The organism is Geodermatophilus sp. DSM 45219, from assembly GCF_900104025.1.
In the GTDB taxonomy this organism is placed as follows: domain Bacteria; phylum Actinomycetota; class Actinomycetes; order Mycobacteriales; family Geodermatophilaceae; genus Geodermatophilus.
The window spans coordinates 370,953-393,829 of sequence record NZ_FNIQ01000002.1 but is presented as its reverse complement, the minus strand read 5'-3'; the positions used below and the strand labels follow the sequence as shown (position 1 = coordinate 393,829).

General features: G+C 76.4%; 24 protein-coding genes and 1 pseudogene. 6 read left to right on the top strand and 19 right to left on the bottom strand.

Annotation, left to right across the window (positions count from 1 at the left end):
- The first annotated feature begins 200 nt into the window (after positions 1 to 200).
- From BLR12_RS25500 to BLR12_RS06835, 3 genes are all read left to right on the top strand, one after another.
- Complete coding sequence (locus tag BLR12_RS25500) at positions 201 to 2,285, top strand: HNH endonuclease signature motif containing protein (protein WP_091375339.1); 2,085 nt, start codon at positions 201 to 203, stop codon at positions 2,283 to 2,285.
- A gap of 95 nt (positions 2,286 to 2,380) precedes the next feature.
- Entirely contained in the window at positions 2,381 to 2,569 is a 189-nt protein-coding gene (locus tag BLR12_RS06840; RefSeq protein ID WP_091375335.1) for a hypothetical protein, read from the top strand.
- Between the two features lie 264 nt (positions 2,570 to 2,833).
- The gene (locus BLR12_RS06835; protein WP_176832389.1) at positions 2,834 to 3,106 is read left to right on the top strand and encodes a DUF3040 domain-containing protein; all 273 of its coding nucleotides are present in this window, start codon (positions 2,834 to 2,836) and stop codon (positions 3,104 to 3,106) included.
- Between the two features lie 79 nt (positions 3,107 to 3,185).
- On the opposite strand, the gene BLR12_RS06830 is transcribed toward BLR12_RS06835, so the two are convergent.
- The 11 genes from BLR12_RS06830 to BLR12_RS06780 all read right to left on the bottom strand — a co-directional run bounded on the left by BLR12_RS06830 (position 3,186) and on the right by BLR12_RS06780 (position 12,752).
- Positions 3,186 to 3,794, bottom strand: a complete 609-nt coding sequence (locus BLR12_RS06830; protein WP_091375329.1) for a copper chaperone PCu(A)C domain-containing protein — start codon at positions 3,792 to 3,794, stop codon at positions 3,186 to 3,188.
- Positions 3,791 to 4,687 (bottom strand): alpha/beta fold hydrolase, encoded by an 897-nt coding sequence (locus tag BLR12_RS06825; RefSeq protein ID WP_091375326.1) that lies wholly within the window; start codon positions 4,685 to 4,687, stop codon positions 3,791 to 3,793. Before BLR12_RS06825 ends, BLR12_RS06830 begins: the two co-directional genes overlap by 4 nt.
- Positions 4,688 to 4,698: 11 nt before the next feature.
- Positions 4,699 to 5,211 (bottom strand): hypothetical protein, encoded by a 513-nt coding sequence (locus BLR12_RS06820; RefSeq protein WP_091375323.1) that lies wholly within the window; start codon positions 5,209 to 5,211, stop codon positions 4,699 to 4,701.
- Between the two features lie 107 nt (positions 5,212 to 5,318).
- Positions 5,319 to 6,185 carry a metallophosphoesterase gene (locus BLR12_RS06815; protein WP_176832388.1) on the bottom strand — a complete coding sequence of 289 codons (867 nt, stop codon included), beginning with the start codon at positions 6,183 to 6,185 and terminating at the stop codon, positions 5,319 to 5,321.
- Positions 6,182 to 7,195 (bottom strand): alpha/beta fold hydrolase, encoded by a 1,014-nt coding sequence (locus tag BLR12_RS06810; RefSeq protein ID WP_091375319.1) that lies wholly within the window; start codon positions 7,193 to 7,195, stop codon positions 6,182 to 6,184. The genes BLR12_RS06815 and BLR12_RS06810 overlap by 4 nt, the downstream gene beginning before the upstream one ends.
- 62 nt (positions 7,196 to 7,257) lie before the next feature.
- Complete coding sequence (locus BLR12_RS06805) at positions 7,258 to 8,628, bottom strand: phosphatase PAP2 family protein (protein WP_091375316.1); 1,371 nt, start codon at positions 8,626 to 8,628, stop codon at positions 7,258 to 7,260.
- Between the two features lie 48 nt (positions 8,629 to 8,676).
- Complete coding sequence (locus tag BLR12_RS06800) at positions 8,677 to 9,336, bottom strand: GerMN domain-containing protein (protein WP_091375314.1); 660 nt, start codon at positions 9,334 to 9,336, stop codon at positions 8,677 to 8,679.
- Entirely contained in the window at positions 9,333 to 10,757 is a 1,425-nt protein-coding gene (locus BLR12_RS06795; protein WP_091375310.1) for a sensor histidine kinase, read from the bottom strand. The genes BLR12_RS06800 and BLR12_RS06795 overlap by 4 nt, the downstream gene beginning before the upstream one ends.
- The gene (locus BLR12_RS06790) at positions 10,754 to 11,449 is read right to left on the bottom strand and encodes a response regulator transcription factor (protein WP_091375307.1); all 696 of its coding nucleotides are present in this window, start codon (positions 11,447 to 11,449) and stop codon (positions 10,754 to 10,756) included. The genes BLR12_RS06795 and BLR12_RS06790 overlap by 4 nt, the downstream gene beginning before the upstream one ends.
- A gap of 81 nt (positions 11,450 to 11,530) precedes the next feature.
- Complete coding sequence (locus BLR12_RS24360) at positions 11,531 to 12,040, bottom strand: hypothetical protein (RefSeq protein WP_091375304.1); 510 nt, start codon at positions 12,038 to 12,040, stop codon at positions 11,531 to 11,533.
- Positions 12,041 to 12,149: 109 nt separating this feature from the next.
- Positions 12,150 to 12,752 carry a GerMN domain-containing protein gene (locus BLR12_RS06780; RefSeq protein WP_091375301.1) on the bottom strand — a complete coding sequence of 201 codons (603 nt, stop codon included), beginning with the start codon at positions 12,750 to 12,752 and terminating at the stop codon, positions 12,150 to 12,152.
- A 57-nt stretch (positions 12,753 to 12,809) separates the two neighbouring features.
- Between BLR12_RS06780 and BLR12_RS06775 the strand changes: the two genes are divergently transcribed.
- Entirely contained in the window at positions 12,810 to 13,220 is a 411-nt protein-coding gene (locus BLR12_RS06775; protein WP_143018718.1) for a hypothetical protein, read from the top strand.
- Positions 13,221 to 13,227: 7 nt separating this feature from the next.
- Here BLR12_RS06775 and BLR12_RS06770 read toward each other — a convergent pair whose 3' ends face one another.
- Complete coding sequence (locus BLR12_RS06770) at positions 13,228 to 14,007, bottom strand: sporulation protein (protein ID WP_091375294.1); 780 nt, start codon at positions 14,005 to 14,007, stop codon at positions 13,228 to 13,230.
- A 261-nt stretch (positions 14,008 to 14,268) separates the two neighbouring features.
- On the opposite strand from BLR12_RS06770, the gene BLR12_RS06765 reads away from it, so the two are divergent.
- Complete coding sequence (locus BLR12_RS06765; RefSeq protein WP_091375291.1) at positions 14,269 to 15,459, top strand: site-2 protease family protein; 1,191 nt, start codon at positions 14,269 to 14,271, stop codon at positions 15,457 to 15,459.
- Positions 15,460 to 15,481: 22 nt separating this feature from the next.
- Here BLR12_RS06765 and BLR12_RS25100 read toward each other — a convergent pair whose 3' ends face one another.
- The 7 genes and pseudogenes from BLR12_RS25100 to BLR12_RS06735 form a co-directional block, all read right to left on the bottom strand.
- Positions 15,482 to 15,652: a hypothetical protein gene (locus BLR12_RS25100; RefSeq protein WP_255363392.1), complete on the bottom strand. Its 171-nt coding sequence runs from the start codon at positions 15,650 to 15,652 to the stop codon at positions 15,482 to 15,484.
- Positions 15,653 to 15,830: 178 nt separating this feature from the next.
- A pseudogene (locus BLR12_RS25095) lies at positions 15,831 to 16,331 on the bottom strand (SDR family NAD(P)-dependent oxidoreductase); the annotation flags it as partial.
- Positions 16,332 to 16,407: 76 nt separating this feature from the next.
- Positions 16,408 to 17,904 carry a flavin-containing monooxygenase gene (locus tag BLR12_RS06755; protein WP_091375288.1) on the bottom strand — a complete coding sequence of 499 codons (1,497 nt, stop codon included), beginning with the start codon at positions 17,902 to 17,904 and terminating at the stop codon, positions 16,408 to 16,410.
- A gap of 115 nt (positions 17,905 to 18,019) precedes the next feature.
- Complete coding sequence (locus BLR12_RS06750; RefSeq protein ID WP_091375285.1) at positions 18,020 to 18,610, bottom strand: PadR family transcriptional regulator; 591 nt, start codon at positions 18,608 to 18,610, stop codon at positions 18,020 to 18,022.
- Between the two features lie 80 nt (positions 18,611 to 18,690).
- Positions 18,691 to 19,137 carry a hypothetical protein gene (locus tag BLR12_RS06745; protein WP_091375283.1) on the bottom strand — a complete coding sequence of 149 codons (447 nt, stop codon included), beginning with the start codon at positions 19,135 to 19,137 and terminating at the stop codon, positions 18,691 to 18,693.
- A gap of 75 nt (positions 19,138 to 19,212) precedes the next feature.
- Positions 19,213 to 19,872, bottom strand: a complete 660-nt coding sequence (locus BLR12_RS06740) for an LmeA family phospholipid-binding protein (RefSeq protein ID WP_255363389.1) — start codon at positions 19,870 to 19,872, stop codon at positions 19,213 to 19,215.
- An 81-nt stretch (positions 19,873 to 19,953) separates the two neighbouring features.
- Positions 19,954 to 22,278: an MMPL family transporter gene (locus BLR12_RS06735; protein ID WP_091375276.1), complete on the bottom strand. Its 2,325-nt coding sequence runs from the start codon at positions 22,276 to 22,278 to the stop codon at positions 19,954 to 19,956.
- Positions 22,279 to 22,368: 90 nt separating this feature from the next.
- Here BLR12_RS06735 and BLR12_RS06730 point away from each other — a divergent pair, with 90 nt between their 5' ends.
- A complete protein-coding gene (locus BLR12_RS06730) occupies positions 22,369 to 22,860 on the top strand; it encodes a hypothetical protein (protein ID WP_091375275.1) in 492 nt (163 codons plus the stop codon).
- The last annotated feature ends 17 nt before the right edge of the window (positions 22,861 to 22,877 follow it).

Here is a 22,877-nt window from a genome sequence, read left to right as displayed (position 1 = left end):
AGCGAAGTCCGGTCTGCAGTCTGCTGACGCTGCCTTGTCGGCCTCTGCGCCTGGTGCGGTCCGAGCGTGCGGGCGACGTCGGGTGTCGCGCTCGGGCCACTGCCCGGTCTACTCTCCTGCGCTCCCGCGGCCGATGTCATGCGCCTCTGAGCTGCAGCTTCTCCTTGTGACTGTCGCCGTCGGCGGCTACAGTCGAACACGTGTACGAAGCGACCGGGACCAGCGCGGCGGCTGTCGCGCCGCCCACGGTGGGGTGGGCGGCCGGGCCGTTGGGGGAGGTGCAGGCCGCCGAGCGGGAGATCGGCCGGGCCACCGCGCGTCGGGCGCGGGCGGTGGCGGCGTTCGCCGCCTCGCGGCCGGCCTCGGCCGACCGGGCGCAGGGTGAGCGGGGTGCGATGTCGGCCGAGCGGTGGGCCGCGCGGTCCGATCTGCTTCGTGCTGTCAGTGAGTGGGCGACGCCGGAGCTGGCGATCGCGGTGAACCTGACCCAGCCGGCCGCCGAGGCGCTGCTGTCCGAGTCGTTGACCCTGGTGCACCGGCTGCCCGGCACCTTGGCGGCGTTGGAGTCGGGGTTGGTGCACGGCGGGCACCTGTGGCACCTGATCGACAAGGTCGCCCCGGTCGCCGATGCCGGGTTGCGGGCGGAGATCGAGGCCGACCTGCTCGCGTGGCTGGCCCGGCGGAACGGGGTGACCTCCCCGGCGCAGCTGGGGGACAAGGCGCGGCGGGTGGTGGCCCGGCGGGACGCCGCGGCGGCGGCGCGGCGGCTGGCCAAGGCAATGCGGGAGCGCGGGGTGTATCTGCGCCCCGAGCGCGCGGAGGGGATGGCCGCGGTCACCGTGGTGTGCACCATGCCCGAGGCGCGGGCGCTGCACGCGGCGCTGAGCAGCTACGCCGACGCGCTGGCCGACGAGGACGGTGGTCCGGCGCGGACGCGGGGGCAGCGGATGGTCGACGCGCTGCTGGATCTGGTGCTGCGCCCGGGGGAGACCGATCTGCCGCCGGTGCGGGTGCTGCTGAGCGTGGTGGCCTCGATGGGCACGCTGCTGGGTGGGGACGCCCCCGGTGAGGTGGACGGGCAGCTGATCCCCGCGGAGATGGTCCGCCAGCTGGTGCACGGCCTGGCCGGCCGAGGCGTGGTGCTGCCCGATCACGAGGCGCAGGTGCTGGCCGACCCGACCGACCCGGCCGGGACCGCGCCGCCGGCCGGTGGGGTGGCCTGGCAGGAGGCCGAGCAGGCCGAGCTGGGCGCCTGGTGGGACCAGGTGGAGGCCCGGCTGCTGGCCGGCGGGCTGGAGGAGCCCGACTGGCCACCGGATGACCTGTCCGGGGAGAGCTGGCTGGACGCCGCAGGCGCCCTTGACCCCGACGCTCACGACCTCGACGCCTGCGACCCCGATGCCCTCCCATCCGAGTTCGCTCTTGATGATGTCGCTCGCGACGACGGTGACGGCCTGGCCCCGTTTGGCGATCCCGGCGCAGCGCCGGGCACTCAGTCACGGCCGGGCTCGGGATCACCGCCCACCACATCGACACCGCCCGAACCGCGCCCAGCCGGTGGCTGGTGGGCGGCCGCGGACCGGGCGGTCGAGGACGCCGGCGCGGCGGTGCACGCCGCCGGGCTGGCCCTCGGGCACGCCCGGCGCAGCGTGCGCACCGCGCAGGCCGCGGCGGCCACGGAAGAGGCCGGCTGGCGCACCGGCCCCGGCGGGCGGGTGGACGCCGCCCCCGACGCCCTCAGCGCACTCGCCGCCGCCGCCGAGGACCAGCGCCAGGCGCTGGCCGAGCTGCTGGCCGCCACCGCCGGCGGTGGGCTGGCCGACCGGCCGCGGATCGTGCTCACCGACGCGGTCACCGGCGCCTTCCGCGCCCTGACCGACCTGCCCGCGCTGCGCCGCGCCGGGCACTGCGGCGCCCGCGCCTGCCGCCGCGCCCCGGAGGCCTGCGGGCACGACCTGACCGGGCGTCCCGGGCTGCGCGGCGCCGGCCCGACCGGCGCCTACCGGCCGGGCGCGGCGCTGGCCCGCCACGTGCGGGCGCGGGACCGGCGCTGCCGGTTCCCCGGCTGCCGCCGCCCGCTTCCCCGCGCCGGGGAGCTGGACCACGCCCGCCCGCACGCCGTCGGCGGGGCGACCGCCGCGGCGAACCTGGCCGGCTACTGCACCGGGGACCACCGCGGCAAGCACCAGGCCCCCGGCTGGACCCACACCCTGGAACCCGACGGCACCCTGACCGTCACCACACCCACCGGCCTCACCGCCGTCACCGAACCCCCGCCCTACTGATCGATGCCCTGGTCGTGGGGGGAGGCGGCGGGGGCTGGGCGCCACGGTCCCGGTCGACCGTCCCACGAGCGTCGGGCTTCGGCGAGGATGGCGCGATGGAGCGCTACGAGCACCACCCGCTGTCTCCCGCGGGGGAGGTGGACCAGTGGGGCGACCTGGCGGCGGGCCTGAGGTGCAACAGGTCGGGCAGGCGCCGGGCTGTCCGCATGCTCATCGGCCTGGCGGTCGTCGTCGCGATCGGGACAGGTCTCGCCGTCCTCGTCGCCTTCCTCGTCGGAGGCTGAGCACTCCTGGACCCCGAGCGGGACCGGCCGGCGAGCATCACAGGCCGGCGACGGTTCGGTGGGCGGCGCAGGCCTGGTGGGCGACGGAGGTTCCGCCACCCGGCACGCGACGGCCACGACCGGCGCCGCGACCACGGCCCCGCCGGAGCTGGTGAACGGACCGGTGACGACCTCGTGGCGAGCGCGTGACGACGTGGGTGGAGCCGCTCCACGCTGGGTAGTCGCCGGTCCCAGCCCGACCGGAGCACGAGAGCGAGGCCGCCCGTGGCCCTCACCGACGACGAGTCCGCCGTCCTGCGGAGCATCGCCGCCCAGCTGGACCGCGACGACCCCCTCCTGGGGACGTCGCTGCGCGACTTCACCGGCACCGCCCGCCCTCCGCTGCGCGGCACCCTGCTGGCGCTCGCGGCCGTCGTCGCCGCCCTGCTCGTCCTCGCCGCCGCGCTGCAGAACCCGGCCGCCCTCGTCCTCGCCGGCACCCTGGCCGTCGTGGTCCCCCCGATGGCGTGGGGTGCCCGCCGCCGGGGCTGGTGGTGACCCGGCACCCCCGCAACACCTGCGCCGAGGGCCCGGCCGACCGCGCGAGCGGTCCGCCGGGCCCTCGGCCTCCAGCGGCTCAGCCGGTGGGTGACGAGCTCGCCGGGTCGTCCTCGGTCGGGTCCTGGTCGGGGTCGTCGTTCGGGAAGTCGAACGGGTTCGTCGGGTCCTGCCCCTCGGCGGACACCGGCACCTCGATGGTGACCTCGCCGGCTTCGGCGAAGGTGAAGGTCACCGGGATGGACTGGGAGGAGCGCAGCTCCTGGCCGAGGTCGAGCAGCACGACTTCCGGCGGGCCCTCCGCGCCGACGTAGAGGTTGTCCTGCGGGTCCACCGTGAGCGGCAGCCCGGTGCCCTCCTCGGTCGTCACGGCCACCCCGCCGAAGTCCGGTCCGCTGATGTCGGTGAGCGCGACCGGGTCGCCGCCGGTGTTGCTGACCGCCATGAACAGCCGCGCGTCCTCACCGACCTCGTAGACGCCGTCCAGCGGGTACTCCAACTGCACCTGCAGCAGGCTGACGTCGTCGTTCACCCGGGTGTCCGGGCCGATCGCGCCGCCGTCGACCTCGGTGCCGGGGTCCTCCGCGGGCGCGTCCTCCTCCAGCTCGTTCGCACTGCACCCGGCCAGCAGCAGGGTCGCGCCGGTGAACGCGGCGGTCAGCGTGCGGCGGGTGGGGGAGAGAGTCATGAGGCCTCCTGTGGCGAGGTGGGACGGGCAGGGCTGGTCCGGGCGACCCAGCGGGCCACCTGCTCGGCGACCAGGGGCCCGTGGGTGAGCGGCAGCACGTGCCCCGCTCGGGGTACGGACACGAGCTCGGCGTCGGGCAGGGCGGAGAGCAGGTCGCGCACCTCGTCCTCGGGCACCTCCCGGTCGGCGGTGCCGTGCACCACCAGCGTGGGGACGTCGAGGTGCGGCGCGAGGCGGGTGCCGTCGTGGCTGAGGCTGGCCAGCGTCGTCCCGGCCAGCGCGCGTGGCCGGGTGGTCAGGAAGCTCTCCCGCACCCGCGCCACCAGCTCGGCGGGCTCCCCGGGGGCAAAAGCCGATCGGCGGACCAGGGCGTCGGACACCGCCTCCACTCCGCGCACCCGGTGGCCGACCAGCGCCGCGGCGCGCAGCACGCCGAACCAGCCCCGTTGCAGGGCGGCCGCCAGTGGCGCGGGCAGCGAGCGGGCCGGCAGGCCCGGCGCGGTGACGCCGGAGCCGCCCGACCCGGCGAAGACCACGCCGGCCATCCGCGCGGTGCCGGACCGCCGGGCGGCGGCCAGCACGATGCCGCCGCCGAGGCTGTGCCCGACGACGACCGCCCGCTCCCCGGCCGGGACGCACGCGGCGAGCACCGCGTCGAGGTCCCGGGCATGGGCCTCCAGCGAGTAGTCACCGGTGCGGGCGTCGCCGCTCTGCGCGTGGCCGCGCAGGTCGTAGCCGACCACGCGGTGAGCGCCGGCCAGCCGGGCGGGGACGTCGCCCCAGGAGTCGGTGGACAACCCCAGCCCGTGGACGAGCACCACGGTCGGTGCGTCGTCCGGCCCCTCGACCACGAGGGCGAGCCGGGTGCCGTCGGACGAGGTCACGTCGGTCATCTCGGCCTCGCTCAGGACGCCGGCTGCAGGACCTCGGCGACCAGGAAGGTCTGCTCGTCCCACTCCGCCAGCTCGGCCACGTCGACCTCCAGCCCGAGCTCCTCGGCGACCACCCCGGCCTCGAAGGAGTCCACCGGCGTCGCGGCCACGAACACCTGGCTGCCGGCCTCCGGCTCGGCGTCCCCGGCGTCGGGCGTGGCGACGACCAGCACCTCACCGACCTCCGCGTCGTCCGGCGCGGTCACGGTGAAGGCGCGCGGCGACAGCACCTGGGCCACCTCGGCGAGCAGCGTGACCTCCTGGCCGTCGTAGGCCGGCAGGTCCTCGTAGAAGTCCGCGTCGAGCACGCCGATGTAGGGGTCGTCGAGGTCGCCCTCGCCGCGCAGGTCGGGGACCTCGGTCTCCAGGTCCGGTGCCAGCGCGCCCTCGTCGTCCTCGGCACAGCCGGACAGACCGGCGCCGGCCAGGACCAGGACGGCGGCCAGCGTGGGCCCGGCCAGCGGCCGGGAACGGTACGCGCGCACGACGGCGACTCCTCTCCGACGGCAGGCCGGTGCGGCCCGCTCCTGGTCTCCTCCTGCCCGGTCCACCGAACCCGCCCCCACCCACGGCCGGTTGTGTCACCGAACCGTCATGAACCGGGCTGCAGCTCGAAGAAGGCGACCTGCGGCGGCGCGTTGACGCGCACGGGGATGACGCTGAAGCCGATCCCGCAGGTCACGAACATCCGGTTGCCCTCCGCGCCGTAGCCCTCCGGCGCCCACCCGTCGGTGACGACCTCCTCCTGCTCGGTCAGCTCGATGTAGGACCAGCGCGGCAAACCCGGGATGGCGATCTGGCCGCAGTGGGTGTGCCCGGACACCGTCAGCGGCGCGCTGCCGGCCGGCAGCTCCGGGAAGACGGTCGGGTTGTGGGCCAGCACCACCCGCGGCGCGTCGTCGGGGACGTCGGCCAGCGCGGCGTCGACGTCGGCCAGCCCCGGCCGCGATGGTCCGATGCCGACGACGTGCAGGTCCCCGGTCCCCTCGACCGGCACCGCCTCGTTCTGCAGCACGGGGATGCCCACGCCCTCGAGGGCGCGGGTGAGCTCCTCGGCCATGCCCGTGGCGTGGTCGTGGTTGCCCAGCACCGCGAAGGTCGGGATGCCGGACTCCGCGAGCGGGGCGACCAGCTCCACCACGCGGTCGACCTGCTCCTCGACGCCCGGGTCGTCGCTGTACACGAAGTCCCCGCCGAGCAGCACCACGTCCGGGTCGGCGGCCACGATGGTCCCGACGGCGTCCGCCACCATCCCGTCGTTGTCGAAGAACGCCCCGATCTGCCAGTCGGAGACCACGGCGACCTCGGTGCCGGCGTCCTCCGCTGCCAGCTGCGGCAGCGGTACCTCGGCGCGCTCCTCGTCGAGGACCAGCCGGGGCTCGACGAACACGCCGTACACCGCCAGCAGCACCAGCAGCACACCCAGGAGGGCGCCGATGCGCCCGAGCCAGCGCTTCACGAGGTCCTCCGTCCGTCGGCGGCCCGGCACCGGGCCACCAGGTCCAGCAGCGCCGGCGTGACGACGCCGGCGTGGGTCAGCGGCACCATGTGGCCCGCCCCCGGCACGGTCACCAGGCGGGCGCGGGGGCCGATCCGGCGGGCCAGCCGGGCGACGGCGGACGCCGGGATCGTCGCGTCGTCGGCACCGGTGAGCACCAGCACCGGCACGCCGCGCAGCGCCTCGACCGCGGCCCGCCGGTCGTAGCCGGCCAGCCCGGGCAGCGAGGCGGCCGTCACCGCGGTCGGCGTGGTCGTCCAGGCGTCGGTCATCTCGCGCACGGCGGCCTCCGGCGGGTCGGCGGCGAACAGCCGGCCGCGCAGCAGCCGCTGCACCGGCCGGGTGCGGAACGGGTGCAGCGCGTGCACCAGCGGAGTGGCCAGCCACAGGCCCCACGCCGCGGCACGCGCCAGCCAGGTCCGGACCCGGCGGACGGCGTCGTCCGGGCCGGTGGGGTCGGCCGTGCTGCCGGCCAGGGCGAGCGGTGCGGCGAGGGTGGACACCAGCGCCACGCCGGCGACCCGGTCGCGCACCAGCTCCGGTCGCTGCCCGGCCAGGGCCAGGACCGCCATGCCGCCCATCGAGTGCCCCACCAGCACGACCGGACCCGGCCCGCCGTACCGGTCCACCACCTGGCCGAGGTCGCGGCCGAGCCGGTCCGGGCCCGCGCGCAGCCGGCCGGCCCAGCCGCTGCGCCCGTGGCCGCGCTGGTCGTAGCGGACCACCCGGGCGTCCGCGCACAGCCGGTCCCACTGGGCGTCCCACATCGACGAGCGGGCGGCGAAGCCGTGCACCAGGACGACGGTGGGGGAGGCGTCGCGCGAGCCGCCGACCTCCACGTGCAGCCGCACGCCGTCGTCGGTGCGCAGGCCCGTCGGGCCGTCGGCGCGCCGGCGGGCCACGCGACGCGAGCCCCACAGCCGCAGCGCCAGGGCGGCGGCGACGACCGCGGCGACGCGGAGCGCCGTCACCGGGTGCCCGCCCGGACCCCGCGGCCGGGAGGCGGCAGCAGGACGGCGGCGCAGGCCCACACTCAGAGGGCCCCGAGCGCCAGCCCGGCCAGCACGTCGGTGGGGTAGTGCGCCGCGACGTAGACCCGGGAGACCCCGATCGCCGGTGCCAGGAGCAGCGGGACGGCGAGGACCAGCCACCGCCCCCGCCCGCGGGCGTACACGACCACCAGCGCCGCGAGCGCCCCGTACAGCGCGGCCGCTGCCGCCGCGTGCCCCGACGGCCAGCTCGCCCCGCTGGGCAGGCCGCTGGTCAGGTCGGCCACCGCCGGGCGCGCCCGGGACACGACCTGGGAGCTCAAGAAGTAGAGAGCCACTTCGCCGACCAGCGTGACGACCACGAAGACCACGGGTCGCCAGCTCGCCGCCACCGCCAGCCCGAGCACGGCGAGCGCCAGTCCGACGGCGAGGACGGTGCGGGTGCCCGACAGCGTGCTGACCGTCTCCATGACCGTCGTCAGCGCGGGGCTGCGCACCTCGACGAACCACTGGACGACCGAACGGTCGAAGCGCCCCAGCCAGGTGTCGGTCAGCACCGCGGTGACCAGCAGCCCCAGCGCGCCGACGACGGCGCACAGCCCGGCGGCCACGGCGAGCAGCCGGAGCGCGGTCGCCCGGCCGCCGGGCAGCGCGGGGTCGGCCGACGGAGCCAGGTGCGGCGCCTCGGCCGGTGGCACGTCGAGCGGGTCCAGCGGCTCGTCGGTGCGCCGTCCGGCGTCGTGCTGCCAGCCGCGGAAGGCCGCCGCCGTGACCGCCAGCCAGCCGGCGCCCAGCGCCCAGCCGGCGAGCACGTCGGAGACGAAGTGCACGCCGAGGGCCAGCCGGGTGGACCCGACGGCGACCACGAGCAGTGCCGTCCCGGCGACCAGCCACGGCCGGGCGCGGCGGCGCACCGCGGGCAGCGCGAGCAGCAGCAGCGCACCGTAGACGACGACCGCGGTCATCGAGTGCCCGCTCGGGAAGCTGGCGTTCGACGGCGTCTCGACGACGGGGGACCCGACCACGGGGCGCGCCCGGTCCACCAGCGCCTTGGTCACCGGGCCGAGCACCGCCAGGCCGATCCCCGAGACGGCGACGAACGCGGCCAGCCGGCGCTGCGCGCGGATCAGCAGGAACACCGTCGCCAGCACCATGACCAGCACGGCGGCACCCGTGCCGCCCAGGTCGGTGACCCAGCGGAGCGCCGTCACCAGCAGCGGCGAGCCGCTGACCCGCTCGTTCAGGCCCGCCGCCACCTCGCCGTCCAGCCCGGCCAGCGGCGACCAGGAGCGCTGCACGAGCAGCCAGAGCAGCAGGAACGGCACGCCGCCGAGCAGCACCGCGCCCCAGCCGAGCAGCGCCCGCACGCCGAAGCGGAGGGCGGCCGGCGCCGTGGTCCCCGTGTCCTGTGCCATCGGCCGACGGCTACCCGTGGGACGGATCGGCCCGAACGCGGACGTCCCTTACGGTCCGGTGACATCCCGCCGGCGCCGCCCGGGGGTCGAGGGCGCGGCGGGCGGCGCGGTGGACGGGTCCGCGGGCGGGGCCTCCCCGGAGGACGGCGTGCCCGGAGGCTGGTCCGGCGGCGCGACCGAGGCGTAGTCGTCACGGCCCACCGGCTGGGCGGTCAGCCCGTCGTCGGTGGGCACCTCGACGGGGGAGCCGTCCGCGGTGATCCGCACCGCCTCCACCCCCGGGAACTCGGTCACGGTGAACACCACCTGGGCCGTGGCCAGCAGCTGGTTGCCGCCGGCGACCTCGGTGAACTCCCGGGACACCGCGATGGTCACCACGGCGTCGGCCGCGGCGGGCCGGTCCGGCGTCAGGCTCTGCGGCGACAGCGCCGTGCGCAGCCCCTCGACCACCTCGCCGCGGCTGGGGCCGGCCACCAGCGCGTCGAGGGCGGGGGTCAGGCCCGGCCGCTGGGCCGGGCGCTCGGCCGCCTCCAGCCGGCTGCCGCGGACGAACCACACGCGGACCCGGGGTCCGTCCGGGTCGCCGCCGACCTCCGGCTCGGTCGTCGAGGGCCGCGGGATGCTGATCGGCTCCGGCGCCGACTGGGCGCCCAGCCCGCATCCGGACAGCACCGCGACCGCGGCCAGCGTGACGACGGCGCGCCTCACGGGTGCTGCCCCGTCCCGGCGTCGGCGGGCAGCCGGACGACGAACCGCGCCCCGCCACCCGGTGCGTCGGTCACCAGCACGCTGCCGCCCATCAGCTGCACGTGCCGGCTCACCAGCGACAGCCCCAGCCCGCTGCCGTCGCTGCTGGCGCGGGTGCTGCCGCTGCCGCGCGCGAACCGCTCGAACACGGCCGCGCGCTCCTCCGCCGGGATGCCGGGGCCCGCGTCGTCGACGACGACGCACGCGCTGTCCGGGGAGCGCTCCACGCTGACCGCGGTCAGCCCGCCCCCGTGGGTGTCGGCGTTGTCGATCAGGTTGCGCAGCACCCGTTCCAGCCGCCGCTTGTCGGCCCGGACGACGGTGTCGGCGGCGTCGGCGCGCACGGTGAGGTCGACGCTGCCGCCGCCCGTGGCCGCCCGTCGGGTCAGCGCCTCCCGGACCAGCGCGGCCAGCCGCACGTCCTCGATCACCAGGTCGGTGTTGCCGGCGTCGGTCCGGGAGATCTCCAGCAGGTCGGCCACCAGCCGCTCGAAGTCGAGGACCTCCGAGCGCAGCAGGGCGAGACCCTCCCGGCCGTCGGCGGGCAGGTCGTCGGCGTAGGCCTCGACCAGCGCCATGGCGTTGAGCATCGTCGTCAGCGGGCTGCGCAGCTCGTGGCTGACGTCGGAGGCGAAGCGGGCGTCGGCGCGCACCCGCTGCTCCAGCGCCGCCGCCGTCGCGTTGAACGACGCGGCGATGGGTGCCAGCGACGGGTCCCCGCGGGGGTCGATCCGGGCGCCGAGGTCGCCGGCGGCGATCGCCGCCGCGGCGGCGGAGATGCGGTCCAGCGGGCGCAGCGCCGGTCGGGTCACCCACCAGCCCACGGCGGCCGACACCGGCGCGACCGCCAGCACGGCCAGGCCCAGCAGCACGCCGAGGACCTCGAAGGTGCTGTCCAGCTCGCGCAGCGGGAAGACCTCGAAGTAGGCCTCGTCCAACCCGGCCAGCGGCACGCCGACGGCCAGGTAGGGCTCGCCGTCCACGGTGATCCGCTGCCGCGACGGGGTGCCCTCCCGGACCGCGCTGCGCAGCGCCTCGGGCAGTTCCTCCTGGCCGATCCGCAGCGAGGTGGTGCTCCACTCGCCGTCGTCCACCAGCAGCGAGACCGAGCCGGTCTCGCGGGGCAGCTGGGACAGCAGCTGGGGGCGCGAGAGGCCCTCGGCCGACAGCCCGCGCTGGACCAGCGAGGCGTTGGCCACGGCCTGCCCGAGCGTGACGTTCTGCCGCGTGTAGAGCAGGTACTGGGTGGCGAAGACCCAGACGCCGACGGCGACGGCGGTGGTGAGCACGACGGCGACGGCGGTCAGCGCGAGGGTGGCCCGGCCGCGGAGCGAGGGCGGACCGCCGAGCGGCCACGGCCGGCGTCCGGCCGTCGGGCTCACTCCGGCAGCCGGTAGCCCATGCCGCGCACCGTGGTCACGATCGTCGGGTTCGCCGGGTCGGCCTCGACCTTCTTGCGCAGCCGCCGGACGTGGACGTCGACCAGCCGGGAGTCGCCGAAGTAGTCGTAGCCCCACACCCGCTCCAGCAGCGCCTCGCGGCTGAGCACCCGGCCGCGCTCGGCGGCCAGCTCGGCCAGCAGCTTGAACTCGGTCTTGGTCAGCGGCACGACCGCGCCGTCCCGGGTCACCACGCCGTCGGCCGGGGCGATCTCCAGGTCGCCGACGACCACGCGCGGGCGGGCACCGGAGGCCCGCGTGCGGCGGGCCAGGGCGCGGATGCGCGCGGACAGCTCCTTGGCCACGAACGGCTTGGTGACGTAGTCGTCGGCACCGGCCTCCAGGCCGGCGACCACGTCGTGGCTGTCGGCGCGGGCGGTCACCATGATCACCGGGGTGGTGGACACCCGCCGGATCTCCCGGCAGACCTCGAAGCCGTCCCGGCCGGGCAGCATCAGGTCCAGCAGCACGATGTCGAAGGGCCGCTCGGCCAGCCTGGCCAGGCCCTCCTCGCCGGATCCGGCCTCGATCACCTCCAGGCCCTCACGGCGCAGCGTGATCGAGACGACGCGCCGGATGCGCTCGTCGTCCTCGATGATCAGGACGGCTCGGCCCGTGCTCCCGGGACTGCCCACCTCGGCGCTCCTCCACCTCTCCGGTTCCGGAACCGTCGCGTGGCGGGCCGGTACCGGGCCCACCACGCGACGGTAGCCGGGTCAGCCCTCGGCGTTCTCCAGGACCGCCACGCTCTCCGCCACGACGTAGGGCTCCTGCTCCCACTCGGCGAACAGCGCGTCGTCGAGGTCGACGCCGAGGTCCTCCTCCACGTCGGTGAGCACGAAGGACTCCATCACGGTGCCGGTCACCCCGACCGTGGTCTCCGGCGCGAGCTCGGTGTCCCCGGTCGCCCCGACGACGAGCAGCGCCTCGACGCTGGTGTCGTCGGTGCCGGCGATGGTGAACGCCTCCGGCGTGATCACCTCGTCGACGTCGGCGGAGAGGGTGACCTCCTCTCCGGCGTAGCTGTCCACCTCGTCGTAGAAGGCGCTGTCGTAGACCCCGTCGTAGGGGCCGTCGGCCGGCGGCTCCTCCTCGACGACGTCCTCGACGTCCGCGCCGGCCTCGGTGCCGGCGGTGTCCCCGCCGCAGGCCGACAGGCCCAGGGTGGAGACGGCGGCGACCGCGACGGCGGCGGTGCGGACGGTGCGGGGCAGGGGAGTGCGCATGAACGGTCCTCTCTCGTGGCCCGGGGGCGTCCCGGGCGGGGTGTGCGCGGACTGCCTGCCCGCCCCGGCCGGGGGGTCCGCGCCGGACGGGGGCTTCGTCACGCCTCCGTCACCGCCCGCCGGTCTGCGAGGCGGTGGGATGACGGGACGGTGACGAGGAGGCCGCCGGCGCGACCGAGCTGAAGTCCGACCGGACCACCGGCCGGTCGGTGAGGCCGTCGTCGGTGGGCACGGCGACCAGGCCGCCGTCGAGGGCGAACAGCACGTCGTCGACCTGGGGGAACTGGGTGACCGTCCAGACGACCTGGGCGACGGCCAGCAGCTGGTTGCCGCCGCCGATGCCGGCGAAGCCGCGGGTGACCGTGACGGTCACGGTGCCGTCGTCGTCGGGGCCGGTGAGCACGGTCAGGTGCTGCGGGGACAGCGCGGTGCGCAGGCCGCCGGCGACCTCGGCGCGCGTCGGCCCGGCCAGCAGCTGGTCGACGGCGTCCTGCGGTCGGCCCTCGGGGACCGCCCGCGCCACCGGCTCGAGCCGCGACCCGGCGACCAGGTAGACGACGACGTCGTCGCCACCCCTGCCGGGCGGGCGGGGTGGGGTGGGCAGCGCCTCGGGGAGGGGCACCGGCTCGCCGCGCGGCTGTGGCCCCAGGCCGCACGCGGCCAGCAGGGCCAGCAGCAGCAGGGGGAGGAGCAGCCGCCGCCGCGGGGTCACTGCGCGTCCTCTCGCCGGAGCCGGGTCGGTCCAGGGGACCGGGTATCCCGCCCGGTGGTGCGCACCGCCGTCCCGGCACGGATCGACACCGGGTCGTCACACCGCGACCGGCCCGGTTACGACTCGGTGACGACCTCGGGCCGGGTGCGGTTCCCGCGCCCGGCCGGGTACGCCCCCGCCGTGGACTGGGTCGTGCTGGTCGTGCTGCTGCTGGTGGCCGCGGTGCTGGCCGCGCAGGGCGCACGCCTGGTGACGGCCGGACGGCGGCCGGCCGAGGACGGCGAGGAGGGCACCGACCGCGCCGTCCTCTCGCTGGTGCTGGTCGGTGCCGCCCTGGGGGTGGGTGCCGCCGGGGCCGCCGTCGCCGCCGCGGGCTCGGCCGGTCCGGTGCAGGTCGCGGTGTTCGCTGCCGCGGCCGCGGCGGTCGCCCTGCCCGTGGCCGGTGTCCTGATGGCCGGCAGGCGGTGAGCCGGGGTCAGAACCAGCCGCGGCGGGTGCCCAGCTGCCGGACGACGGCGTCCAGCTGGGCGGCCACGGCCCGCACGTCGGTGTCGGTGTGCGCCAGCCGCAGCCGCCCGCCGACGTCGCGCCCCTCGCTGAGCAGCCCGCCGCGCCGGTCGACCTCCAGGACGACGTCCACGCCCTGCAGGTCGGCGAGGAAGGTGACCTCCAGCTCGTTGACCCGCCCGCGCAGGCCGTACGGCGGGGCGAACTCGACCTCCTGGTAGAAGGGCAGCTCGCTGCCGCGGATGCGGCCCTTCTCCACGTCGGCGCCGCGGAACGCGAAGCCCAGGCCGTCCAGCGCGTGCAGCACGGTGCGCTGCACCGGCAGCGGCAGCACGGTCACCGGGTCGAGGTCGCCCGGGTCGACCGAGCCCGCGATGTCCAGCCGCGTGCGCAGGCCGACGCGCATGCCCCGCAGCTGCCAGCCGTCGATCGCGGTGACCGGGCACTGCCACGGCACCGGCAGGCTGAACGGCAGGGCGTGCTGCGCGCCGGGCTCGATCCGCGCGGCGCCCGCGACGGCGACCGTGCCGAAGGTGACCTCCTCGCGCCAGGAGTTGTCGCCGCTCTCCACCTCGACGGTGGCCTGCAGCGCGACGCGGACCTCGGTGACGTCCTGCGGGACCTTGCCGCCGGTGACGTGGACGGTGCCGGTCACCGCCCCGCCCGGGGTCGTCTCCTGCCGGTCCAGCACGGTCTCGACGCCGGCGCCGCCGGAGCCCAGGCGCGCCATCATGCCGCGGAAGGCCATCGTTCCTCCTGGTCAGGGGTGGTGGGCGGGCCGCATCCGGCCCGCCGTCGGAGCCTGTCACGGCGCCCGATCGCGTGTCACCGTCCGACGGCGGGGGCACCCTCCGTCCATGGAGCTGCCCACCGGTGCCACCGGGCTGGTGAGGGTGGACGGACGCCGGGACCTCCGGATGCGGCCGGACGTGGTCGCCGGGGCGGTGCTCCGGCTGGCCGACCGGGCGGCGGGTGACCCTCGACCGGGATCCGCCGTGGGAGGCGCCACGTGAGCGAGACCTTCGCCCTGGGTCGGATCGCGGGGATCCGCGTCGGCGTGAACGCCAGCGTCCTGGTGATCGTGCTGATCATCGCGGGAGGGCTGGCCTTCGGCCGGTTCCCCCTCGTGCTGCCCGGCCGCGGTGCCGCCGCGTACGTCACCGCGGGGATCGCGGCCGCGGTGGCCTTCCTCGCCTCGCTGCTGGCGCACGAGCTGGCCCACGCCCTGGTGGCCCGCCGCAACGGGGTCGAGGTGGAGGGCATCACCCTGTGGCTGCTGGGCGGTGTCGCCCGGCTCAGGGGAGGCGCCCGCACGCCCGGGGCGGAGTTCCGCATCGCCGGCGTCGGCCCGCTCACCAGCCTGCTCCTCGGCGTCCTCCTCGCCGGGGGCGCCCTCGTGGCGCGGCTCGCGGGCGCCGACGGCCTGCCGGTCGCCGTCCCGGAGTACCTCGCCGGCATCAACGTGGCGCTCGCCGTCTTCAACCTCGTCCCGGCCGCCCCGCTCGACGGCGGGCGGCTGCTGCGCGCCCTGCTGTGGCGCCTCCGCGGCGACGCGTGGTCCTCGGCGGTGACCGCGGCGCGTGCGGGCCGGCTCTTCGGCTTCGCCCTGATCGCGCTGGGCTTCCTGCAGCTGGTCACCGGCCGCGGGTTCGGCGGGCTGTGGCTCGCGCTGGTCGGGCTGTTCGTGGTGAACGCGGCGACGGCCGAGGAGCAGCACGCGCGGGTGTCCGGGCGGCTGGGCGGGCTGGCGGTGGGCGCGGTCATGAGCAGTCCCGCGCTCGTCGCCGACCCCGACCAGACCGTCGAACGGTTCCTGCACGAGGTCGCCCTGGTGCGGCGCTTCAGCACCTATCCGCTCGTCGACCCCTCGGGTGCCCTCGTCGGCCTGGTGACGCTCAACCGGCTGCGCTCGGTGCCGCCCGCCGCCCGGGCCACGACGCGGCTGCGCGACATCGCCTGTCCACCGGCGGAGATCCCCGTGGCCCGGCCGGGCGAGCCGCTGACCGGGCTGCTGCCGCGCATGGAGGGGTGCAGCGACGGCCGCGCGGTCGTCCTCGACGGCGGCCGGGTCGTCGGTGTCGTCTCACCGAGCGACGTCGCCCGCACCCTCCAGCTGGCCGACCTCGCCGCCTTCGACCGGTACCCGTCGGCGGGGGGCGGGGCGGACGTCGCCCGCGTGCCGGACGCCGGCCGCCCCTGACCGGGTCCGCCGTCCCCCGCGGTCAGGTGCCGCTGGCGAACCGGCGCTCGGCGCGGGCGACCAGCACCGGGTAGAGCCGGGGCGCCAGCCGGACCAGCAGGTCCACGACCCGGGCGTCGTTGCCCACGAGGATGCGGGGCCGGCCGGCCTCCACCCCGTCGACGACGATCCGCGCCGCCTGCTCGGGCGGCATCCGGAGCAGCTTCTCGGTGTAGGCCCGGTGGCGGGCCTCCTCGGCCGGGGTGAGCTCCCGGCCCTGCGCCTTCGCGTGCTCGAACGCCGCCGTCGCGATGTTGGTCCGGACCCCGCCGGGGTGGGACGACGCTGACCTGCACCGGGTGCCCGGCGGCCAGCACCTCCGCGCGCAGGCTCTCGGTGAAGCCCCGGACGCCGAACTTGCTGGTGCAGTACGCCGTCATGCGGCCCTGGCCCATGATCCCGTTGAGGCTGGACACGTTGACCACGTGCCCGTCGCCGGAGGCGATCAGGTGGGGCAGGAACGCCTTGGTGCCGTGCAGGACGCCGAACAGGTTGACCGACCAGACGCGGTCGTACTCGGCCCAGTCGGTCTCCAGCACCGTGGACCCGCCCGCGACGCCGGCGTTGTCGTAGACCTGGTGCACGACGCCGAAGTGCCCGGCCACCGTCTCCGCGTACGCCTCGACGGCGGTGCGGTCGCTGACGTCCAGGCGGGAGGCGTGCACCTCCACCCCCAGCGCCCTGGCCCGCTCGGCGGTCTCGCCCAGGCCCGGCTCGTCGACGTCGGACACCGCGAGACGGGCGCCCCGGCGGGCCAGCTCGAGGGCCAGCTGCCGGCCGATGCCGGAGCCGGCGCCGGTGACGACGGCGACCTTGCCGCGCACGCTGCTCATCGGGTTCTTCCTGCGGTGCTGTGGACGAGGTCGGTGGTGAGCTCGACGAGCCGGTCGGTGTCGGACTCGGCCGCCGTCATGCGGTCACCGCCGCGGCGGTGGCGGCGCGGGACAGGTGCAGCTCGGGGTCGGTGACGCTCTCGGCGCGCAGCAGCTTCACGTCGGAGGAGTAGCTCGTCGAGGTCAGCCACGGCAGCCGGTCGCCCTGGCGGGGCAGCTGGTCGACCGCGCGCCGGATGTAGCCGGCGGCGAAGTCGAGGAACGGCCGGGTCGGCATGTCCGGGTCGCTCGGCTCGGGCCGGGCGACGTCGTACCCGTGCGCGTCCATTTGCGCGAGCAGCCGGCAGAAGTGCTCGCACAGCAGGCCGATCTTCAGCGTCCAGGACGAGTTCGTGTAGCCGATGGCGATCACGAAGTTGGGGACGCCGGACAGCATCATCCCCTTGTAGGTGACCGTGTCGGGCAGGTGCACCGGCTCGCCGTCCACGGTCAGCGAGATGCCGCCGATCGCCTGCACGGTGAGGCCGGTGGCGGTGACGACGACGTCGGCCTGCAGCTCCCGGCCGGACTCCAGCAGCACGCCGTCCTCGGTGAAGGTCGCGATCCGGTCGGTGACGACGTCCGCCGTCCCGTTGCGGATGGCGCGGAACAGGTCGCCGTCGGGGACGGCGCACAGCCGCTGGTCCCACGGGTCGTAGGGCGGGTTGAAGTGCTCGTCGACCGGATAGCCCTCCGGCAGCTGCCTGGCGTTGACCCAGCGGATCAGCTTCCGCGCCGCCCTGGGGTACTTCTGGCAGAACCTCCAGATCCCGATGCCGCGGGCGATGTTCTTGCGCCGGGTGAGCGCGAACCCGCGCTCGTCGCCGAACCAGGCGCGCAGCCTGTCGGCGAGGACGTCGGTGCGCGGTACCGGCATGACGTAGGACGGCGTCCGCTGCAGCATCGTCACGGAGCCGGCGGTCTCCGCCAGCGCGGGCACCAGCGTGACCGCGGTGGCGCCGCTGCCGATGACCAGCACGCGTTTGCCGGCGTACTCCAGTCCTTCCGGCCAGTGCTGCGGGTGCACGATCGGGCCGCGGAAGCGCTCGCGGCCGTCGAACACCGGGGTGAAGCCCTCGTCGTAGCGGTAGTAGCCGCCGGCGCAGAACAGCCAGCCCGCCGACAGCTGCAGCCGCTCCCCGGTGCCGGTGCGCTCGACCTCGACCAGCCAGCGGGCCTCGGGCGTGGACCAGGCGGCGGAGAGCACCCGGTGCGAGTAGCGGATGCGCTCGTCGAGGCCGTTCTCGGTGATCGTCTCGCGGAGGTAGGCGAGGATCCGCGGCGCGTCGGCGATGGACTGCTCGTCCCGCCACGGCTTGAACTCGTAGCCGAAGGTGTGCAGGTCGGAGTCCGACCGGATGCCGGGGTAGCGGAAGAGGTCCCAGGTGCCGCCGGAGGTCTCGCGCGCCTCCAGGATCGCGAAGCTCCTCCGCGGCAGCTCCGTGGTCAGGTACCGCCCGGCGCCGATGCCGGAGATCCCGGCCCCGACGACCAGCACGTCGAGGTGCTCGACCGGCGTGTGCGTGGTGGTCACCCGTCCGACTCTCCGTGGCGCACACCGCTCACGCCAGCGCACGGCGCACCAGGGTGCTCGGCCGGTGGTGCAGTCGGTGCTGCTCTGGCGGGGGACCGCGACCCGATCGGCGGGTTCAGCCGGCGGCCGTGGGTCCACCGGCGGGCGCCTCGGGACCGTCGGCCAGCAGCAGGTAGAGCGACCGGCGGGCCTCGGCGAGGACGCCGGCCGCGGCGGCCCGCTGTGCGTCGGTGCCCGTGCGGGCGACCTGGCGGACGGCGGCGTGCACCTCCTCCAGCGGGCCGCGGAGGTCGGTCGCGGGGTCGGACGCGCCGCGTCCCGCGAACGGGTCGGCCCAGGTCTCCCGGCGCTCCTCGACGTGCCGGCGGCCGGCGTCGGTGAGCGTGACGAGCTTGCGGCCGGCCTCGGCGGTGACGGCGACCAGGCCCTCGTCCTCGAGCTGGCTGATGGTCGGGTAGATCGCGCCCGGGCTGGGGGTCCACCGGCCGCCGCTGCGGTCGGCGATCGCCTGCATGAGCTGGTAGCCGTGCATCGGCTGCTCGGCGACCAGGAGCAGGACGGCGGCGCGGACGTCGCCGCGCGCGGCCCGGCCACGGCCTCCGCGGCGCGGTCCGGCCGGCCCGTCGAAGGCGCCCGGGTGGCCGCGACGCGGGTGGTGGTGGCGGCGGCCGGTGGTGCGGCCACCGTGGTCTCGCATGGGGTGCATCACGCCCTCCTCGACGTCCCGTATGACGGTAACGATACATCGCTACCGTCATGACGTCGAAGAAGGCGACGTCTGCGGGGTCAGCCGAGGGAGGCGGTCAGGGTCAGCGCGTCCTCGGTGACGGTCGTGCAGGCGAGGGTCAGCGGGCCGGCCGAGACGCTCTCCCCCTGGCCGCAGGTGAGCTCCTGGTCGCCGACCCGGACGGTCGCCCGGCCGTTCTCCACGGCGCCCAGGACGATCGGCGTCCCCAGGACCTCCGCCTGCGCCCCGTTCCCGGCGAGGGTCACCGAGCACGACGTGCCCGCGCAGTCGACGTCGGCGTTCGTGCCGCCGTCGCTGCCGGTCGCGCCGGGCTCGGCGGTCCCCGACGGCGCGGTGGTCCCCTCGGCGGGAGCGGACGCCGTCGCGGTCGCCTCCGGCGCGGCGTCGTCACCGGAACCCCCGCACCCGGCCAGCGGCACCAGCAGCAGGGCGCCGGCGAGCACACCGGGCGCGATCCGGCGACGGTGGGTCGTGGTCGTGTCCATGCTCCCGACGGTAGGAACGCCGGCCGGGACCCACCCGGTGAAGGTGGTTTCCGTCACACTCCCGTGACCCGCGGGTCAGGAGCCGAGGACGACGCCGCTGCCGGCGGTGCGGATCGCCAGGCCGTCCGGCTGCACGGTGACGTCGACGCCGCGGTCCTCGAACAGCAGGGGGTCCAGGGGCACCGGGAAGGTGAACCGCTGGGTCAGCAGGGCCTCCTCGACGCCGTCCAGCGGCACGGGCGTGCTCAGCTCCTCCGGGCGCACCAGCAGCGCGCCCTCCTCGGCGGCGACCCGGGCGAGGGCGGAGACCGGCCGCGCCCCACCGAGCACGTCGACGGTCCCGGTGAGGCGCAGCTGCCCGTCGCCGGCCGGCTCGGCGTCGAGGGGGCGGCCGGTGAAGCGCAGGTAGCGGTCGAGGTCGTCGTAGGTGAGCAGGGCCTGCTCGGCGGACCGCTCGACGTAGATCCGGTCGGTGTTGCCGTCGAGCAGGTCGTGGAAGGAGAGGTACACGCCGGACAGCTCGGCGTGGACGTCGCGCAGCCGCACCGGGCCGGAGGACAGGGTGTCGACGTCGACCTCGACGTCGTCGTAGCGACCGCGCAGCGCCTGGAGCAGGACCGGGCTGCCGTGCACCTCCACCTCGGGCGGCTCCAGCACGCCGGTCCGCTCCTGCACGGCGCGGGCCAGCACGGACTCCGCCCCGACCCGGGCGAGCCACTCGGCCGCCCCGAGCAGCAGCGCCGTCCCCAGGACGACGACCGCCGCGAGGGCGGCGGTGGCCCCCCGGGCCGTGGCCGGCGGGCGCCGGGCCGCCGCTCACGTCTGCCCGCCTGCCCCGACCGTGGTGCGGGGCGGCGCGTCGGTGCGCTGCCGCGCGGACTCCTCGGCCAGCATCCCCTGCTGTTCGCCGGCCCCGGGCCGGGCGGCCCCGGTGCGGATCCGCCGGCCCGGCCAGCCGGCGCTGCGGCCGAGGAGGGTGAGCACGGCGGGGGTGAGCACCGGCCGGACGACGAACGTGTCGATCAGCAGGCCGACCGCCATCGCGAAGGCGATCTGGCGGAAGGTGCTCAGCGGGATGATCGCGACCATGGCGAACGTGGCGGCCAGGATCAGGCCGGCGGCGCTGATCGCCCGGGCGGTCGCCGGCATGGCGACGGCGATGGCCTGGGCGAGCGGGCGCCGGCCGGCCTGCTCCCAGATCGCGCCGACGGCGAAGACGTTGTAGTCCGACCCGAGGGCCAGCAGCAGCACGGCGGTGGCGAAGGGCACGTAGAAGGTGAGGCCCGGCTCCCCGAGCACGCCCTGGAAGACGACGACGGTCAGCCCGAGGGCGGCCGCGACGCCCAGGGCGCTCAGCGCGAGCAGCACCAGGGGTGTCAGCAGGGCGCGCAGGAACAGCGACAGGATGACCAGCTCCACCAGGAGCACCGCGACGAGGGTGCGCTGCAGGTTGTCGCGGGTGATCCGGTCCAGCTCGCTCGCGATCGCGGTCTGGCCGGTGACCCCCACGGTCACGCCCTCGACGCCGGCTCCGGCGACCAGCCCGTCGAGGCGGTCGCGCAGCGTGCGCAGGTCGGCGATCGCGGTGGCCGCCAGCGGGTCGCTGTCGAAGACGACCACGAACCGGGCCGCGTCGCCGTCCTCGGAGAAGACGATGCCGTACTCCTCCGGGAGCGGGTTCTGCGCCGGTCCGAGGACCCGTGCGACCCCGGGCTGGGCGGCCAGCGCCTCCTGCAGCCGGGTGAGGGCCTCCCGCTGCCGGGCGACGTCCTCGCCCTCGAGGATCACCTCGATCGGCGCGGTGATGCCGCGGACGCCGGTGTCCTCGAGCACCTGGGCGCCGCGCTGCACGGGGTCGTCGTCCGGCAGCGCGCTGGAGAACGACACGCCCAGCCGCATGTCCGACAGCGGCAGCGCCGCCGGGACCAGCACGGCGACCCCCAGCAGCAGCCCGGCCACGGCCCCCCGCCGGCCGGCGAGCACCCGCGCCAGCCACCGCGTGCCGCGTCCGGCACCGGCCTCCAGGGCCCGGCCGCCGCTGACCGGCGACGGGGCGAACAGCCACCGGCCGAGGACGGCCAGGACGGCGGGGACGAGGGTGAGCGACACGAGCAGCCCCACCACCACGGTGAGCGCCAGGGCCGGGCCGAACGCCCGGAACAGGGCGAACTCGGCGACCAGCAGGGCCGCCGTCCCCGCCGCGACGGTCACCCCGGCGACGGCCACGATCGGCCCCTCGGTGAGCACGACCCGGCGGGCCGCCTCGTGCCGGTGCAGGCCGCGGTCCAGCTGTCGCCGGTAGCCGGAGAAGAAGAGCACGCAGTAGTCGGTGACCACGCCGATGAGCAGGGCGGCGGTCAGCGGCCGGAGCTGGTCGGGCAGGGCGAAGCCGAGGGCGGCCGCGGCGACGGCCAGCACGTGCACCGCGACGACGTAGCCCAGCCCCGCGACGAACAGCACGACGACCGGCGCGACGACCGAGCGGAAGGTGAGCGCCACGACGACCGCGATCAGGACGAGCGTCGCCACCTCGAAGACCAGCAGCCGCGACTCCAGGTACTCGGCCTGGGCGACCCGGGCCGGCGTCAGCCCGGTGACGGAGGTCTGCACCGAGGCCTGGTTGTCGAAGTGGCTGGCGTACTGGCGGGCCAGCGAGGTCGCCTCCGCGAGCGAGGTGCCCTGGGTGACGTACAGGTAGGTGACCGCGGTGTCGGGCGCCGAGGTCGGGATCGGCACCGCCGCGACGACCTGCTCGCCGCTCGGCGACACGGTGCCCTCGAGCGTGGCCTGGGTGTGCGCCAGGGCCCACAGGGCGACGTCGGCCCGGGTGAGCGGGTCCAGCCCCTCGGGGTCGTGCACGACGACGGTGGTCTCGGAGAGGACCGGCACCCGGAACAGCTCCAGGCTGCGCGCCTGCACGGCTACCGCCTCGCTGCCCGGGGGGAGCAGCCCGCCGACGTCGTCCCCGCCGCCACCGCCGCTGGGCTCGGGGAGCAGGACGGCCGCCACGGCCAGGACGAGCCAGCCGGCCAGGACGAGCCACCGCCCGGCCACCACGGCCGTCCGGGCGGCCCGGCCTCCGGCACGCAGCGCGGCCGCCGGGGCCCGGACGAGGGACCCGCCCCAGTGCCGTGCGGACAACGCGGCCTCCCACCAGCCTGGACCGGCGCGTATCGCTGCTCCCGCAGGGTACGACCGGCCTCTCGGGACCGCCGGGCGAGAGGACGACCGATGGCACAGCCGGTCTCGCGGCGCCAGGAGGAGCCGCCGGAGGGCCGGGCGGACCGCGGCTGGACCCGCTGGCTCGCCACCGGGACGTTCGTCCTCGGCCTGGCCGCCGGGGTGCTGCTGGTCGGCCTGCTGGGGGAGGACGCGCCCGTGGCGACGACGGCGCAGGGGGCCGTGGCGTCCGAGCCGGCCGCGCCGCCGCCGGGTCCGGCCGAGCCGACCGGCCCCGTCGTGGTCGACGCCGCTTGCCTGCGCGCGCTCAACGCCGCGCGGGACATCGCCGCGACCGTCGACGACCTCGGCGCCGCCGCGGCGTCGCTGGACGCGGCCCAGCTCGACGAGGTGGTCCGCCGGCTGCAGCCGCTGCAGCAGCGGCTGCAGGCCGGGACCGCCGCCTGCGAGGCGACCGGGTCGGTGCCGACAGGCACCGCTCCACCTTCCGCACCGACTACGCCGCCGACCCCGCCGACCGCGCCCGCGTCGCCGACGGACTGACCCGTTTCGGCCCCCCT